We start from the raw sequence: 15,397 nt of genomic DNA on the forward strand, positions 1-15,397 counted from the left end.
GCGCCGATAGCAAATCGGCGCACCGCCAAGTGGTTAGGCGTCCTCGGACTCACCACCTTCGCCAGTTGCAGGATTTAACATCGGCACACGCACTGGGCGAGATGGAACAATGGTCGAAATGGCGTGTTTGTATACCATTTGGCTGACGGTATTTTTCAACAACACCACAAATTGGTCGAAGGACTCGATCTGGCCCTGCAATTTAATGCCATTGACCAGATAAATAGAAACAGGAATACGCTCCTTGCGCAGAACGTTCAAATAAGGGTCTTGTAGGCTATGCCCTTTTGACATAATTATTCTCCAAATCACATAAAGTAAAAAAACGTAACCACATCGGGCGCAGGTAGAACCTCTACCCGGGAAACCCACTTAGGCCACAAGCGAAACGACAAACTGGACAAACAGACTTACCATTATACGGTGGAATATGGAATGTGAATCAAGGCCTGCTCGATAATTTCTTTTTTTGTCAAGGCGCGGCCAGACTCGGCTTCGGTGTAGATCCAGTGTAGCGGCTCCCGCCAACCCCGCAGCCAGGTGAACTGGCGCTTGGCCAACTGCCGCGTTGCTGCTTTGGCCTGGCTAATCGCCTCATCCAGGGAGCACTGCCCGGCACAAAAGTTCCAAAGCTGGCGATAACCCACCGCGCGCACTGCGGGCAAATCCGGTGACAAATCCCCCCGCGCATAGAGCGCCTGCACCTCAGCCACCACCCCATCGACCAGCATCTGTTCAAAACGCTGGGCGATGCGCTGGTGCAAGGTCGCCCGTTCACGCGGAGCAACGGCCAATTGCACCACACGATAGTGCTCCGTGATACTCGACATTGGTCGCGCCGAGCGCAGCTCCGTCATGGTTTTACCGGTTTGCAGATAGACCTCCAGCGCCCGCCCCAAACGCTGGGAGTGGTTGGGGTGAATCTGGGCGGCCGCGTCTGGGTCCACCTGCGCCAACCAGGCGTGGATATAGGGCCAGCCGTGCTGCCGGGCCTTGGCTTCGATCTCGGCACGCACCACCGGGTCGGCTTCGGGCAGGGCGTTGAGGCCATCCAGCAGTGCGCGAAAGTACATCATGGTGCCGCCCACCAACAGCGGAATTTTACCGCCGGCCGTCACTTCCGCCATCGCCGCGCTGGCATCCCGACAGAAATCGGCAGCGCTGTAGGGCTCACTGGGGTCGCGCAGGTCGATCAACCGGTGCGGCACCAGCGCCTGCTCGGCCGGCGTCGGTTTGGCGGAACCGATATCCATACCCCGGTAGACCAACGCCGAATCAACACTGATCAACTCCACCGGCAGACGCTCTGCCAACCCCATCGCCAGGGCTGTTTTGCCAGAGGCGGTGGCCCCCATCAGAAATATCGCCAGAGGTTTTTCGATTGACTCGGCCAAGCGCTACTGCCCACGCATAAAGAGTTTATCCAGCTCCACCAGGGTCTGTTGTACCCAGGTGGGGCGCCCGTGATTGCACTGACCACTGCGCTCGGTGGCCTCCATATCGCGCAACAGGGCGTTCATCTCGGCCAGGGTTAGGCGCCGGTTGGCCCGCACCGAGCCGTGGCAGGCCATGGTCGCCAAAATCTCATTCATATGTTCTTTAATGCGTTGGCTGGTGCCGTAGGTGGTTAAATCGGATAACACATCCCGCACCAATGCCTCGGCGTTGCCATTGGCCAACATCACCGGAATCTGGCGAATGGTGATCGCTTCCGGCCCCGAGCGCTGCAGCTCAAAGCCGAGCTGGCTGAACACCTCCGTCTGCTGCTCAGCGATATCGGCTTCGCCTTCACTGACAGCAATCGCCTCCGGTACCAATAATGGCTGCGCCTGCACGCCACTGGCGTCGACTGTCTGTTTAAGGCGTTCGTAGGTGATACGCTCATGGGCCGCGTGCATATCCACCACCACCAGGCCGGCGGCATTCTCTGCCAATATGTAGATCCCCTTCAGCTGAGCGATAGCAAAACCGAGTGGCGGAATCTCTTCCGGCTCATTGCTACTGGGTTCTGGAGCCGGCTGTAGGCGACCATAGGCAGCGACCTGCTCCGCCGCCGAAAGCGATACCCGCTCACTGGGCCGGGGCAGATTGGGGCTAAACAGAGAGGCGGGCGCCGGCGATGAGAGCGAGAGCTCCCGTGGCGGCTGAGCACGCAGGTCCATACTGGCCTGGCCGGCAAATTCACCCACCGCCAGGCCGCTTGGCGACTCAATGGGCACTGCCGCTTCCGCAACAGCGGCGGCTGGGCGAACCTCAGCCAGAGCGTGGTGCAAACTTTTAAAAAGGAAGTCGTGCACCATGCGACTGTCGCGAAAGCGCACCTCGTGCTTGGTGGGATGAACGTTCACATCCACCGATGCCGGGTCCAGTTCCAGATAGAGCACAAAGGCCGGATGGCGACTGTGGTGCAGCACATCCTGGAACGCCTGACGTACGGCGTGGCTTACCAATTTATCGCGAATAGCCCGGCCGTTAACAAAGAAGTGCTGCAAATCGGCCTGGCTACGGGAGAAGGCCGGCAGTGCCACCCACCCCCACAAACGCAGGCCCACGCGCTCCATATCGATGGCCAGCGAATTCTTGATAAATTCCGGCCCGCAAATTTGTGCCACCCGCCGTTCGCGCCGGGCTTGATCATCGGCGGCGGCATAGGCGTGAATCTGGCGGCCGTTGTGACGCAAACTGATGCCCACATCAAAGCGCGACAGCGCCAACCGCTTCACCACCTCTTCAATGCGGCCATACTCGGTGCGCTCGGTGCGTAAAAATTTGCGTCGCGCCGGAGTATTAAAGAAGAGATCACGTACCTCCACCGTGGTGCCGCGCGGGTGAGCCGCCGGTGCGATTTCGGTGTTCATCTCGCGCCCCTCGGCCTGCGCCTGCCAGGCGCAATCTCCGCCGGTGCTGCTGGTCAGGCTCAGCCGCGAAACCGAGCTGATGGAAGCCAAGGCCTCGCCGCGAAAGCCAAGGCTGGAGACAGCCTCCAAGTCATCCAGGTGATAGATCTTGCTGGTTGCATGGCGGCTTAGTGCCAGGGTCAAATCCTCTTTATCAATACCGCCGCCGTCGTCGCGCACGCGCATCAATTTCACACCGCCCTGTTCGATATCCACCTGCAGCTGTTTGGCACCGGCGTCGAGGCTGTTTTCGAGGAGTTCTTTTATAACGGAGGCAGGCCGCTCCACCACCTCACCAGCGGCGATCTGGTTGGCGAGCCGGGGGGAGAGCAATCGGATTTTATTCATGTTTCAAGATGTTGGTATTTTAATGCGTTGACCAACTCGGATTTTGTCACTCTGTAAACCATTGTGACGACGGATGGCGGAGACACTGGTGGCGTGTCGTTTGGCGATGTCGGTGAGAGTATCACCGGTGGCAACGGTGTATTCAAGGTCGCCACCGCCCTGCTTTTGCCAGGCGACGTAACTGCCCACTGGCGGCACTTCATAGAAGTAACTTTTTAACCCCAGAAAAATCTGGCTGGCCAACTGGCGGCGATAGCGATCGGTACCCAGCTTTTTGGCCTCGCCCGGGTTGGAGATAAACCCGGTCTCCACCAAAATGGAGGGCACATCCGGCGATTTCAAAACCACGAAATTGGCCTGCTCCACCTTGTGTTTATGCAGATCGGCCACAGAATCCAGATTTTTCAAAACCGAGGAGCCCACCTCCAGGCTGGAGCGCAGAGTCGCCTTCATGTAGAGATCCAAAACTACCGGTTTTACCTCCGGGTTGATCTCATCCAGGGCAATATGGCCAACACCGGCAATTAAGTCCGCCTGGTTCTCTTTCTGCGCCAGCAGGCGGGCGGTTTCAGAGGTCGCCCCTTTGTGCGACAGGGCAAACACTGAGGCGCCATTGGCCTGCGCCTTATCAAAGGCATCGGCGTGAATCGAGACGAACAGGTCGGCGCGCTTATCGCGGGCGAACTGGCTGCGTTCGGTAAGTGGAATGTAAAAATCTTTGGAGCGGGTTAACAGAGCCTTGTAACCCGGCTCCCGGTTAATCAGTTCCGCCAGGTGTTTACTGATCGCCAACACCACATCTTTTTCGCGCAGATTACGTGAGCCAATAGCGCCCGGGTCCTGGCCGCCGTGGCCGGCGTCGATCACCACGATAATATCCCGTCGGCTATCGTCCTTGGCGTCGGTTTGGGTGCGCTCGGTTTTTACCGTGCTCTGCTCCTGATCAAAAATATCGAGCACCAGGCGATTGGGTTTATCGCCCTGGCTGCGCAGGGAGAAGGTGCGATGCGGCAGTGATTTATCCAGCTCCAACACCACACGCAGATTGCTTTTATCGCGCGTAGCCGTGCGAATAATACTGATCGGGGTACCCTGTAACACCAAATCGTCAGAACCGACCCCCTGCGCCATGGCGGCGTTGTCGATATCGATAACAATGCGGGCGGGGGAGTCGAGGGTGAACAGGTTGTATTGAATTGGCTGGCTCAGGTCGAGCACCAGGCGGGTGCTCTCCGGTGCACGCCACAGGCGGAAGCCCTCCACCATGCTGGCGGCATTGGCCGGAAGCGAAAACGCCAGAGGCAGGATGACCATCCCACTCAAGAGCAGTAGCAAGGCACTAACTTTTTTTAATTTTTCCTGCAATTGAGCCATTATTCAGCAAATAAGATTTTGGGGTAAGGTGCCAGGCGGTATTAAACCAATTGGGCCAAAATATTTTCCACCAAAGTTGCGCCAAGATCGCTGCCGGCGAGCAGTTCGATCAACCTGCCTACCTGGTCACGGCGCGCACAAACACTTACATTAACGCTTAGATCAGATTTGGGCAAATATCCGCGCCCCTTATCAGGCCACTCTATTAAAAGAATACTGCGATTTTCCAAATAATCACGGATTCCAATAAACTCCAGCTCTTCTGGGTCGGCCAATCGGTAGAGATCGAAGTGATAGACCGGCACCGGTAACTGCTGGTATGGCTCCACCAGAGTATAGGTTGGACTCTTAACCGAACCTGTATGGCCCGACGCCCGTAAAAATCCGCGCGAAAAGGTGGTTTTGCCCGCGCCTAAATCACCGGTGAGATAAATCACCAGAGAATTTTGCGCAACCGCTTGTGCCGCTGCAGCCAGCAAACCACCCGCCTGCTCGGTGGCGGTTTCATCGGGCAGAAAAATTTCCACCCCCGTAGTGGTTTGGCAAAACTCAAAGGCCATTAAGCAGTGCCCGCGCCGCTGGAATTAAATCAGTCGCCAACAAACCGCGCTCACCGTAGCGCGCCACCTGCTCATCCGCCGCCTGAGCATGCAGGCAAACCGCCAGTTGCGCCGCCGGCAAAGCCGCCAACCCTTGCGCCAACAACGAGGCCACCATACCGGTTAGCACATCGCCCATACCGCCACTGGCCATACCAGGGTTGCCCTGAGTGCAGACAAAACATTGCCCGCCCGGCTCGGCGATAACAGTACCCGCCCCTTTCAAAACCACCACAGCGCTATATTTTTCCGCCAGGCGCTTGGCCGCAGCCAGGCGGTCGGCCTGCACCTCAGCGGTGGTTACCGACAACAGCCGGGCCGCTTCGCCCGGGTGCGGGGTCATCACATTCACCGTGCCGGCCTGCTGACGTTCCGCCAGAGCCACGGCAGCAACACCATCGGCAATTAAATTGAGTGCGTCGGCATCAAGCACCAGTGGCTGGAACGACTCCAGCGCCGCCAGCAGCAACTGCTGCGACCACGCCTGCCGGCCCAAGCCCGGGCCAACCGCAATAACGGTGGCTTTTTCGAGCAGTGGCGTTACCTCCACCCCGGTGCGAATGCTGGCGGCCATCACCTCCGGACAGCGCACATTCATTGCCAAAGTATTTTCCGGGCGCGTGGCCAGACTGGTAAGGCCGGCACCCAAACGGGCAGAGGCCTCCGCCGTCATCAAGGCGGCACCGCCAAAACCCAGATCACCGCCCATCACCAACACATGGCCAAAGTCACCCTTGTGGGCAACGCGGGAACGTGTCGACAGCAGCTGCAGTAAATCAGCCAACTCCAGCCGAGTGGCAACTGGATGCTGGCCGGCCAGCACCTCAGCAGGCACTTCCAGGTCGGCAAAAACAAGCTCACCACAACAGCCGGGGGCAGCTCCGGTAAAGAGCCCCACCTTGGCACCAATAAAGGTGCAGGTCACCTGGGCCTGGACAGCCGCACCCAGAATGGCGCCGGTATCGGCATCAATACCACTGGCGATATCCACCGCCAGCACCGGCAGGCCGGCTTGATTAATCACGCCAATGGCGGCTGCCATATCGGCGCGCACCTGGCCACTTAAACCGGTACCCAGCAGGGCATCGACTATGACCCCCGCCGTAGGCAGTGCCTGCTTGCTATCGAAGGCAGCACAGGGCACTCCCTCCTGCCGGGCGAAGTGATAGGCGCGCGCGGCATCTCCTTTTAAATTGTCGGGGTCAACCAGATGGATAACAGAAACCGGAATCTGCGCCTGTTTGGCCAGGGCCGCCACCACGTAGCCATCACCGCCGTTATTGCCGCCACCACAGAAAACAGTGATCGCTTCCGGCTCTGGCCAGCGCGCCAGCAGCGCTTCGAAACAGACGCGGCCGGCGCGTTTCATCAACACTGCGCCGGGAATACCGTGCTCATGAATAGCGGCGGCATCCATAGCCCGCACAGCGGCGGCAGAGTGAAGTGCCAATGGAAGAGAGGTGGAGGTCATAGATCAGCCCAAGCGCAAAAGTGGCGGGATTATATCGCCTGTTGTTTTGCTCCACAAAAATGATCGACCACAAACATCAGTGCTCTCACAGAACAACTCAGCCACCCAGAATCATGCAGGTGGCGGTGGCATGAGCGTAGAGCCTGCCCTGTTCATCCTTGAGGGTGGCTTCGGCGGTGCCGAGACGTTTGGAGAGGTGCAACAAGTTTGCTTCGGCAAGCAGGCGCGTGTTGAGCGGCACCGCTTTTACGATTTTCACATTCAAATCCACCGTGCCGTAGCCGACTCCGGCGGCGAGGGCGCTGTGTACCGCACAGCCAGTTGCCGAATCCAAAACCGTGGCGGCGAAACCGCCGTGTACCCCTCCGGCGGGGTTTAAATGTCGTTCATCAGCTTGCGCAGCAAAGGTCACTTTGCCCTGCAGGACCGCAACCACCTGCATGGGAATAGTATCCGCCATACTCGGATGGGGCAGCTCACCGCGCTGCATCGTCTGCAGCAGCTCCAAGCCGCTCATGTTTTGCACGTTGGCATCCATTAAAACACCACCTTAATTCACTAGGGCCTGTTGACACTAATTTAGCACCACTGCTGGAGGTCAGTTTTTTGTCCAGCTAGGCGCCAGACGTGCCATGTAGTGAGCCTACCTAAGCGGCTGGCAACAACGCTGGGCAAATAACTGGCCCCAGCCCGAAGGGTTGAGCCTGAAATGAGCTCGCTCGTTGTTGCTCACCGCTGATTTGGGCCCACCAAGCTACGCGGCTCGCGCCTAGATCGAGCTCATTTCAAGCTCAACAGAGGTGCTAAATTAGTGCTAACAGGCCCTAGGCCAAATCTCTATTCAAGCTTCAGGCGCAACACCGGTTGCCGATTTTTGATCATTGCCATCAATTTATTGCGGTCGCCCTGCATTACCTCTAAAAACGCGGATGGCAATTTGGCACCGTCGATTTCGCCCAGCGCCCACAAACTAATCTCAATCAGCGTCGGCGCCAACGCAATGCCGCGTTCGGTGAGGTCGTAGACAAACTTTTTACCGTGGCTCGGGTGCGGTGCTTTGCTGATCACTCCCGCCGCCTGCAACTTCTCCAGGCGGTCGGCCAGAATATTGGTGGAGATACCCTCCCCCGACTGTAAAAAATGGCCGAATTCCCGCCGATTGGTAAACATCAGGTCGCGAATAATGAGCAGCGACCAGCGATCACCAAGAATATCCAGGCCATTGGCCAGGGCACAGGGGGAGCGCTGTTTATCGTTTTCAATCTTGCACAAGGTCATAAAATATTTACTTGCATTTTAAAAGTATCGAACATACTGTTTGCTTGCATTTTGAAAGTATAGCCAATTAATCGCAGGAGCCCCCATGAAAATCTACAGCTTTCCCACGTTCAACCTGACCAAGTTGTTGTATACCGCTGAGGAGCTGGGACAGGACTACGAACTGGTGTTACTCGACCCATCCAAGATGGAACACAAATCTCCGGAACACCTGCTGCGTCACCCCCTGGGCAAGGTGCCGGCCCTGGAGTGGCAGGGCAAATGCTACTTTGAAAGTAACAACCTGTGCCGCCTGATGGCCGAATTGAATGGCAACCGGCTCTACGGCGACACACCGGAAGCCCACGCCGTGGTCAACCAGTGGATCGATTTTTTTGGTTATCAGGTGGGCAAGTGGATGATGGTCTATGCCTGGGAAGAGGCGATTAAACCGGCCTTTTTCAAAAAAACACCGGATGCCAATCTGATCGCCGAAGCCGCCGAGTTTCTCGCCCAGCAGCTGCCAATTGTGGATGACAACCTGACCGCTAACGAATTTTTGGCTGGCGCCGAGCTGACCATCGCCGACACCACCGCCTTCGCCCTCACTCAGATAGAGAGCTTCACCAGCCTCGATCTGGGCGCCTACCCCAACCTGGTGCGCTGGTATGGACAGATGGCCGAACGTCCTGCCACTGCCCGCGGTCTCGACAAGCTGCCCGGCCGCGCGATCTTCCCCTTTTTACAGAAGTAGTAATCACCCAAGAAAACCGCAAACGCCGGCGGCGATGATTGCTATCATGGCGCAAGCTCACACTTGTTAAAGGCCATAAATGACACTCATTGCTAGCGACCAGCAGCCGGCTCTGGCGGAACTGCGTAGCCAACTGGACCAGTGGGCGCGGGAGCTCGGTTTTCAGCAGGTGGGCGTGGCCGACTGCGATGTCAGCGCCGAGGCGGCCCGCCTGCAGGCCTGGCTGGCCGCCGGCTACCAGGGGGAGATGGCCTGGCTGGCAGAGTCTACCGAGCTGCGCCTCAACCCCGCCCAGCTGCTGCCCGGCAGTGTGCGCGTTATTGCCCTGCGCATGAACTACCTGCCGGAGCAGACCGAGCAGATCAAAATCCTGAAAGCCCCCGAGTTCGGTTATGTCTCGCGCTACGCCCTCGGCCGCGACTACCACAAACTGATTCGCAAACGCCTCGCCCGGCTCGCCCAGCAGCTGCAAACCGCCGCTGAGCAGCTGGGCCTGGCCACTCCCAGCCAGCGCGCCTTTGTCGACAGCGCGCCGCTGCTGGAGCGGCCACTGGCCGATAAGGCCGGCCTCGGCTGGATAGGCAAACACACCCTGCTGCTCAACCGCGAGGCGGGCTCCTGGTTTTTTCTGGGGGAGATTCTCACCAGCCTGCCGCTGCCGGTGGCGACACAGGCGGTTGCGAACCAGTGCGGCGAGTGCATCAACTGTTTGAAAGTCTGCCCCACCGACGCCTTTGTCGCCCCCTACCAGCTGGATGCCCGGCGCTGTATCTCCTACCTCACCATTGAACACAAAGGCCCGATTCCCGAGCCCCTGCGCGAGGCGATGGGCAACCGCATTTTTGGCTGCGACGACTGCCAGGCCATCTGCCCCTGGAACAAGCTGGCCCAACACACCGATGAAGGGGATTTCCAACCCCGCTACGGGCTGCACAACAGCCAGCTATTGGAGCTGTTGCAGTGGACGGAGGCGGAATTTCTGGCCCGCACCGAGGGCTCGGCCATTCGCCGGGCGGGCTACGAGCGCTGGCTGCGCAATATCGCCGTTGCCCTGGGCAATGCGCCGGCCAGCGCGGAGATCATTGCCGCCCTGGAAAGCCGCCTGGCCTTTCCCTCGGAATTGGTGCGTGAACATATCCAATGGGCGCTGACCCGCCAGCGCAATCCGCAGCTTAGGCGCCGGCGCAAAGTGGCCGATCACAAGTGGTAGTGGCCGTTAGGCCTTGATGAAGTGCTCGCGATAGTGCTGCAGCTCGGCGATGGAGTCGCGGATATCGTCCAGCGCCAAGTGACTGCCGTTCTTCTTCACCCCCGCCAGAACATCCGGCGCCCAGCGCCGCGCCAGCTCTTTCAGCGTGCTGACATCCAGATTGCGGTAGTGAAAATAGGCCTCAAGCTGCGGCATGCCGCGCACCAGAAAACGGCGGTCCTGGCAGATGGAGTTACCGCACATGGGCGACTTACCGGCCGGCACCCAGGCCTCTAAAAATTGAAGGGTGGCCGCTTCGGCCTCGGCCATGGAGGTGGGGCTCGACAGCACCCGCGCGGTCAACCCCGACTGGCCGTGCTGGCGGGTGTTCCACTCATCCATGGCGGCCATGGTCTCGGCGCTTTGGTTGATGGCAAACACGGGACCCTCGGCCAAAACATTGAGCTGGGCGTCGGTGACTATGGTGGCGATTTCGATAATAACGTCGGTATCGGGATCCAGGCCGGTCATCTCCAGGTCGATCCAGATGAGGTTGTCGTTAGCAATCGTCATTTCGTTCTCCGTCAATTAGAATGGTGCCCGCTTTTAGAATAGTGCCCGTTTTGGCCACACCGGCGGCACCGATAATACCCGGGCTCTGCCCAGCGCCTGCCCAAGCCGCCGCCAAAGCCAGCCTTGGGGCGCCAGTGTAACCCAGCCCCAATGAAATATAGGAGCGGCCTTTTTTGGCCTTAAGCCTCACCCAAGGATCAACCATGCTGTTAAACAAGCTGTAATGGCCGGCCGCAAGCTCAACCGGCGCCAGACCTGGCGCGTGCAAAAGATCCAGCAGGAGCGGGCCAAACGCGCCGCCCGCAAAGATGAGCAGACCGAGCAACTGTTTAACGACCAGGAGCTGGGTCCGGAGCAGGAGGGGTTGGTAACCGCTCACTTCGGCACCCAGGTGGAGGTGGTCGCCGCCAGCGACGAAACCCGCAGCGAACGCATCCGCTGTCACCTGCGCGCCAACCTGGGCTCACTGGTAACCGGTGACCGCGTCGTCTGGCGCTACCACAGTGGCCACGGCACCGGCGTGGTGGTGGCGGTACTGGAGCGCACCAGCGAACTGGCCAGGCCTGACGCCAGCGGCAATACCAAGGCCATCGCCGCCAATATCGACCAGATCATTATCGTCTTCGCCCCCTACCCCGAGCCGCACAACAACCTTATCGACCGCTACCTGGTGGCCGCCCACGCACTCGCCATACCAGCCCTGCTGCTGCTCAACAAACAGGATCGCATCGACGCCAGCAACCAGGCCGAGATTAACCAGCTGTTGGCGATCTACCAGCGGCTCGACTACCCGGTACTGGCGGTCTCCACCAAAACCGGCCAGGGCATAGAGGCACTCAAACAGCAGCTGGCCGGCCACACCAGCATTTTTGTCGGACAGTCCGGGGTGGGCAAATCGTCGCTGGTCAACACCCTGCTGCCCGGCGTCGACGCCCGCGTGGGCGAGCTCTCCGAGCTGACCCAAAAGGGGACCCACACCACCACCACCGCCCAGCTGTTCCACTTTCCCGCCGGCGGCGATCTGATCGACTCACCCGGCATCCGCGAGTTTGGCCTCTGGCATATGGACGAAGAGGAGGTCTTTGCCGGCTTTAAGGAGCTGGCCGCCCTGCACGGGCAGTGCAAATTTCGCGACTGCCACCACCAGCAGGAACCCGGCTGTGCCGTGCTGAACGCCGCCGAGGCCGGGCAGATCCAACCGCAACGCCTGGCCAGCTATCGCCACATCATCAACAGCCTGGAGTAGCCCGGCCAATTAACCAAGCCGGCCAGGCAAGATGGTTTACAGCCGGGCCGCAGGCCTTTATGGTTGCCGCTATTTCACGCGAATCGTGCCATTGAGAACCCCATGAGCAACCTACCCGAATTACCCTATATTCTGGAGCCACAAGCGCTCAACGATCTGATCAAACAGGGCTTCAGCGCCAAGCAGCTGCTGATTGTCGATCTCGGCAACCCGGAAAACTACATGCGCGGCCATGTGCCCGGGGCCGTGCACGTGCCCTACCAGTTTTTGGTCTCTGGCGCGCCACCGGCGGCGGGCAAGCTGGCCGGCACCGAGCTGCTGGAGGAGCTGTTCAGCCAGATGGGCCTCACCCCCGACACCCACGTGGTGGCCTACGATGACGACGGCGGCGGCCAGGCCGGGCGCCTGCTCTGGACCTTGGAGCTGGCCGGCCACCAGCGCATGAGCTACCTCAACGGCGGCCTGCACGGCTGGCTCTATGAGGAGCTGCCGCTCGAGAAAACCTTCAACAAACCGGAGCCCAGCCAGTACCACTGCCACTGGGATATGTCGGCCCGCGCCACCGTCGAGCAGATCAAAGCCAAGCTGGGCGAACCCAATTTTGTGGTGTGGGATGCCCGCAACCCCTTGGAGTACACCGGCGAGAAGGCCCAGGCCAAACGCAACGGCCACATTCCCGGCGCCATCAACTGCGAGTGGACCAACCTCCACGACCGCGAACACGGCCTGCGCATTCGGCCCGATGCCAAGGAGTACCTGGCCAAACTCGGCCTGCACGAGGGGCAGGAGATTGTCACCCACTGCCAGGCACACCGGCGCTCGGCCTTTACCTACATCGTCGGCAAATCCTTGGGCTTTAACATCAAGGGTTACGACGGCTCCTGGAGTGAGTGGGGCAACCTCGACGACACTCCGATTGAGGTTTAACTCGCAGCATGAAAGAAGCCCTGTTTGCCGGCAGCCAATATCTGCTGCCACAGAAAGCGATCTCCCGCGCCATGGGCGCCCTGGCCGAAACCCAGATCACCGCTATTAAAAACCCGTTTATCAACTGGTTTATCAAGAAGTACCAGGTCGATTTGAGCGAAGCCGAGATCACCCAGCCCGAGGCCTTTAAGTGCTTCAATGATTTCTTCACCCGCGCTCTGAAGGCCGATGCCCGCCCCATCGACACCGGTCCCGGCGCCCTGGCCTGTCCGGCCGATGGCGCCATCAGCGAGCTGGGCGCCATTCACAAAGGGCAGATCTACCAGGCCAAAAACCACTACTACACCACACAAGAGCTGCTCGGCGGTGACCCGGCCCTGGCCCGCCAATTCGACAACGGCCAGTTTGTGACCGTTTACCTGTCGCCCAAGGATTATCACCGCGTGCACATGCCCGTGGCCGGTGAATTGCAGCAGATGATCCACATTCCCGGCGACCTCTTCTCGGTTAACCAGGCCACCGCCAATAATGTGCCGCGCCTGTTTGCCCGCAATGAGCGGGTGGTCTGCCTGTTTGCCACTGAGTTTGGCCCTATGGCGATGGTGTTGGTGGGCGCCATGATTGTCGCCAGCATCGAAACCACTTGGGCCGGGCTGGTAACCCCGCAAAAACGGCAGATTCAGCGCTGGAACTACAGCGACCGGCAATCCCTGCACTTTGCCCAGGGCGAGGAGATGGGTCGCTTCAAACTCGGCTCCACCGTGGTGTTGCTGATGGCGGAAAACGCCATTGGCTTTAAGTCGGGCCTGATGGCCGGCGACCCGGTGCGCATGGGCGAGCGCCTGGCCACCATCGGCGCGAGCTGAGCCCCGCCGGAACCCTGCCGGCCGGCGGGGTTCCAATTATCTCCGCAGCGGGTTGATGCTCCTCTGCCGCTGTTCGTTAAGGGGGCACTCCTTTCGCCAACCTCCAGCCGACAGAGAATCATGAATCAGCCACACCCTCTCCAACAAAATCACCCCAAACAGACCCGCCGCCAACTGCACTTAAACCGCTTCCGCCTGAAGCGGGCCCGCCAAACAGTGGCCGGCTTGGCACTGCTCACACTGCTGCCTCTGGCCATCCAGGCCGGCCCGTCGACCTCCTTCAAGGCCTACCTGCAAAGCCTGAACGAGCCGAGCCAGGCCGCCACCGCGGCCGCCTTTAGTTCAGGCAAAGAGCTGAGCACGGAGCAGGAACGGCAGATTCAGCACTGGCTCGGCCAATACACCCGCGCCCACTACGGCGACGAGGCCCTAAGCCTGCTGGCGGAGCTGGTGGCCATCCCCACCTACCGCAAGGATGACATTCCCTCCCACGAAAACCCGGCGTTTATCGCGCTCGGTGAGAAGATTGGCGCCATCGCCAAGCGCTTTGGCCTGGCCTTTCGCAATATCGATAACCGGGTATTTGAGGTGACTCTGGCTGGTGCCAGCGACGAGCTGGTGGGCATCCACGCCCACGGCGATGTGGTGCCGGTCAATCCGGCCAATTGGGTGTTGGACGATGGCACCATGCTCGACCCGTTTACCGTCACCACCATCGGCAACCGCATGTATGGCCGCGGCACGGAAGACGACAAGAACGGCATTGTCGCCACCCTCTATGCCATGAAAGTCATTAAAGAGGAAGGGCTGCCGCTGGCGCGTACCTTCCGCCTGCTGGTCGACACCACCGAAGAGACCACCGGCACCGCCATCCCCTACTATTTCGAACGCAACCCTACGCCGCAGTACAACCTGGCCCTGGATGGCGGCTACCCGGTAATCATCGCCGAGAAGGGCTACGGCGTGGTGATGGCCAGCTTCCCGGTGGCGGAAACCGATGAGCCCGGCCCGGCGTTTGTCGACTTGACCGGCGGCCTGGCCACCAACCAGATCCCTAAAATCGCCACCACCCACCTTGCCACCCCCGAGCCGGAGGCCTGGTTGGCCAAACTGCAACCCATCGCCGACCGCTTCGCAGCCGACCAAGGCGGCAACTTCCAGGTGGCAATGACCACCACCGACGACGGTATCGACCTACGGGTTATCGGCGAATCGGCCCACTCCTCGGCGCCACAGTCGGGCGTTAACCCGGTCTCCCGCCTGCTGCTGCTAATCGACCAGATTGCCGATCAGCTGCCGGTAGCCAACAACCACATTCGCCAAGCGGCGGCCTACGCCGCCGACAACTGGGGGCTCGACTTTTACGGCCAGAAGATGGGCATCGCCTTCGAACACCCGTTTATGGGGCCGCTGACCGCCGCCATCACCCAGGTAAAACTGGATGATCAGCAACTGCAGCTGGCGGTTAACCTGCGTGTACCAGCGGAGGTCGACCTGGCCCGGCTGCAGCAGACCATTACCGACCAGATCGTCAGCTGGGGGCGGGAACAACAAACGGCCGTCGACCTGGATATCACCCTCGGTGAACCTATGTACCGCAATCCCAAGGGTAAATGGGTGAATCGACTTTTGGATGTGGCGACTGAGAATTTGGGGCTGCCGCGGGAGTTTGCCTCCTCGGCGGGCGGCACCTCGGTGCACCACCTGCCCAACGGCGTGCAGTTTGGCCTGGCCATGCCCGGCGTGAAATACACCGGTCACAACGCCAATGAATTTAAAACGGTGGATCAATTTCTGATGGACTTGCAGATAGTGACTGAGATGATGATCAGTATCGGCCAACTGCCGGAGCTCAATTAACTGGCGACGCTATCGACCAAGAACCCCCATCAACCT

15 protein-coding genes are annotated in these 15,397 nt (G+C 59.6%); 6 read left to right on the plus strand and 9 right to left on the minus strand.

All coding sequences use genetic code 11. The annotated features are described in order from the left end of the window. Positions 1–33 precede the first annotated feature (33 nt). From hfq to SBL51_RS12965, 8 genes are all read right to left on the minus strand, one after another. A complete protein-coding gene (gene hfq / locus SBL51_RS12930; RefSeq protein ID WP_317931382.1) occupies positions 34–294 on the minus strand; it encodes an RNA chaperone Hfq in 261 nt (86 codons plus the stop codon). Between the two features lie 122 nt (positions 295–416). Further along, a complete protein-coding gene (miaA, locus tag SBL51_RS12935; protein ID WP_317931455.1) occupies positions 417–1,355 on the minus strand; it encodes a tRNA (adenosine(37)-N6)-dimethylallyltransferase MiaA in 939 nt (312 codons plus the stop codon). Between the two features lie 42 nt (positions 1,356–1,397). Beyond that, positions 1,398–3,245, minus strand: a complete 1,848-nt coding sequence (mutL, locus tag SBL51_RS12940) for a DNA mismatch repair endonuclease MutL (RefSeq protein ID WP_317931383.1) — start codon at positions 3,243–3,245, stop codon at positions 1,398–1,400. Positions 3,246–3,248: 3 nt separating this feature from the next. Further along, positions 3,249–4,619: an N-acetylmuramoyl-L-alanine amidase gene (locus SBL51_RS12945; RefSeq protein WP_317931384.1), complete on the minus strand. Its 1,371-nt coding sequence runs from the start codon at positions 4,617–4,619 to the stop codon at positions 3,249–3,251. A gap of 41 nt (positions 4,620–4,660) precedes the next feature. Next, on the minus strand, positions 4,661–5,179 hold the full coding sequence (gene tsaE / locus SBL51_RS12950; protein WP_317931385.1) for a tRNA (adenosine(37)-N6)-threonylcarbamoyltransferase complex ATPase subunit type 1 TsaE: 519 nt from the start codon (positions 5,177–5,179) through the stop codon (positions 4,661–4,663). Continuing rightward, positions 5,169–6,689 carry an NAD(P)H-hydrate dehydratase gene (locus tag SBL51_RS12955; RefSeq protein ID WP_317931386.1) on the minus strand — a complete coding sequence of 507 codons (1,521 nt, stop codon included), beginning with the start codon at positions 6,687–6,689 and terminating at the stop codon, positions 5,169–5,171. Before SBL51_RS12955 ends, tsaE begins: the two co-directional genes overlap by 11 nt. Positions 6,690–6,786: 97 nt before the next feature. Continuing rightward, positions 6,787–7,227: a PaaI family thioesterase gene (locus tag SBL51_RS12960; RefSeq protein WP_317931387.1), complete on the minus strand. Its 441-nt coding sequence runs from the start codon at positions 7,225–7,227 to the stop codon at positions 6,787–6,789. A gap of 299 nt (positions 7,228–7,526) precedes the next feature. Further along, entirely contained in the window at positions 7,527–7,967 is a 441-nt protein-coding gene (locus tag SBL51_RS12965) for a helix-turn-helix domain-containing protein (protein WP_317931388.1), read from the minus strand. Between the two features lie 85 nt (positions 7,968–8,052). Between SBL51_RS12965 and SBL51_RS12970 the strand changes: the two genes are divergently transcribed. Beyond that, the gene (locus SBL51_RS12970) at positions 8,053–8,700 is read left to right on the plus strand and encodes a glutathione S-transferase family protein (RefSeq protein ID WP_317931389.1); all 648 of its coding nucleotides are present in this window, start codon (positions 8,053–8,055) and stop codon (positions 8,698–8,700) included. A gap of 79 nt (positions 8,701–8,779) precedes the next feature. Continuing rightward, entirely contained in the window at positions 8,780–9,910 is a 1,131-nt protein-coding gene (gene queG, locus SBL51_RS12975; protein WP_317931390.1) for a tRNA epoxyqueuosine(34) reductase QueG, read from the plus strand. Between the two features lie 6 nt (positions 9,911–9,916). On the opposite strand, the gene orn is transcribed toward queG, so the two are convergent. Then, the gene (gene orn, locus SBL51_RS12980) at positions 9,917–10,462 is read right to left on the minus strand and encodes an oligoribonuclease (RefSeq protein WP_317931391.1); all 546 of its coding nucleotides are present in this window, start codon (positions 10,460–10,462) and stop codon (positions 9,917–9,919) included. Between the two features lie 223 nt (positions 10,463–10,685). Here orn and rsgA point away from each other — a divergent pair, with 223 nt between their 5' ends. From rsgA to SBL51_RS13000, 4 genes are all read left to right on the plus strand, one after another. After that, positions 10,686–11,708, plus strand: coding sequence for a small ribosomal subunit biogenesis GTPase RsgA (rsgA, locus tag SBL51_RS12985; protein WP_317931392.1), 1,023 nt, complete (start codon positions 10,686–10,688; stop codon positions 11,706–11,708). Positions 11,709–11,810: 102 nt separating this feature from the next. Then, entirely contained in the window at positions 11,811–12,635 is an 825-nt protein-coding gene (locus SBL51_RS12990; RefSeq protein ID WP_317931393.1) for a sulfurtransferase, read from the plus strand. An 8-nt stretch (positions 12,636–12,643) separates the two neighbouring features. Beyond that, positions 12,644–13,501 carry an archaetidylserine decarboxylase gene (asd, locus tag SBL51_RS12995; protein ID WP_317931394.1) on the plus strand — a complete coding sequence of 286 codons (858 nt, stop codon included), beginning with the start codon at positions 12,644–12,646 and terminating at the stop codon, positions 13,499–13,501. Positions 13,502–13,621: 120 nt separating this feature from the next. Further along, positions 13,622–15,361, plus strand: a complete 1,740-nt coding sequence (locus SBL51_RS13000) for a dipeptidase (protein WP_317931395.1) — start codon at positions 13,622–13,624, stop codon at positions 15,359–15,361. The last annotated feature ends 36 nt before the right edge of the window (positions 15,362–15,397 follow it).

Origin of the sequence: Halioxenophilus sp. WMMB6, from assembly GCF_033283405.1 — a bacterium.
GTDB lineage: Bacteria > Pseudomonadota > Gammaproteobacteria > Pseudomonadales > Cellvibrionaceae > Halioxenophilus.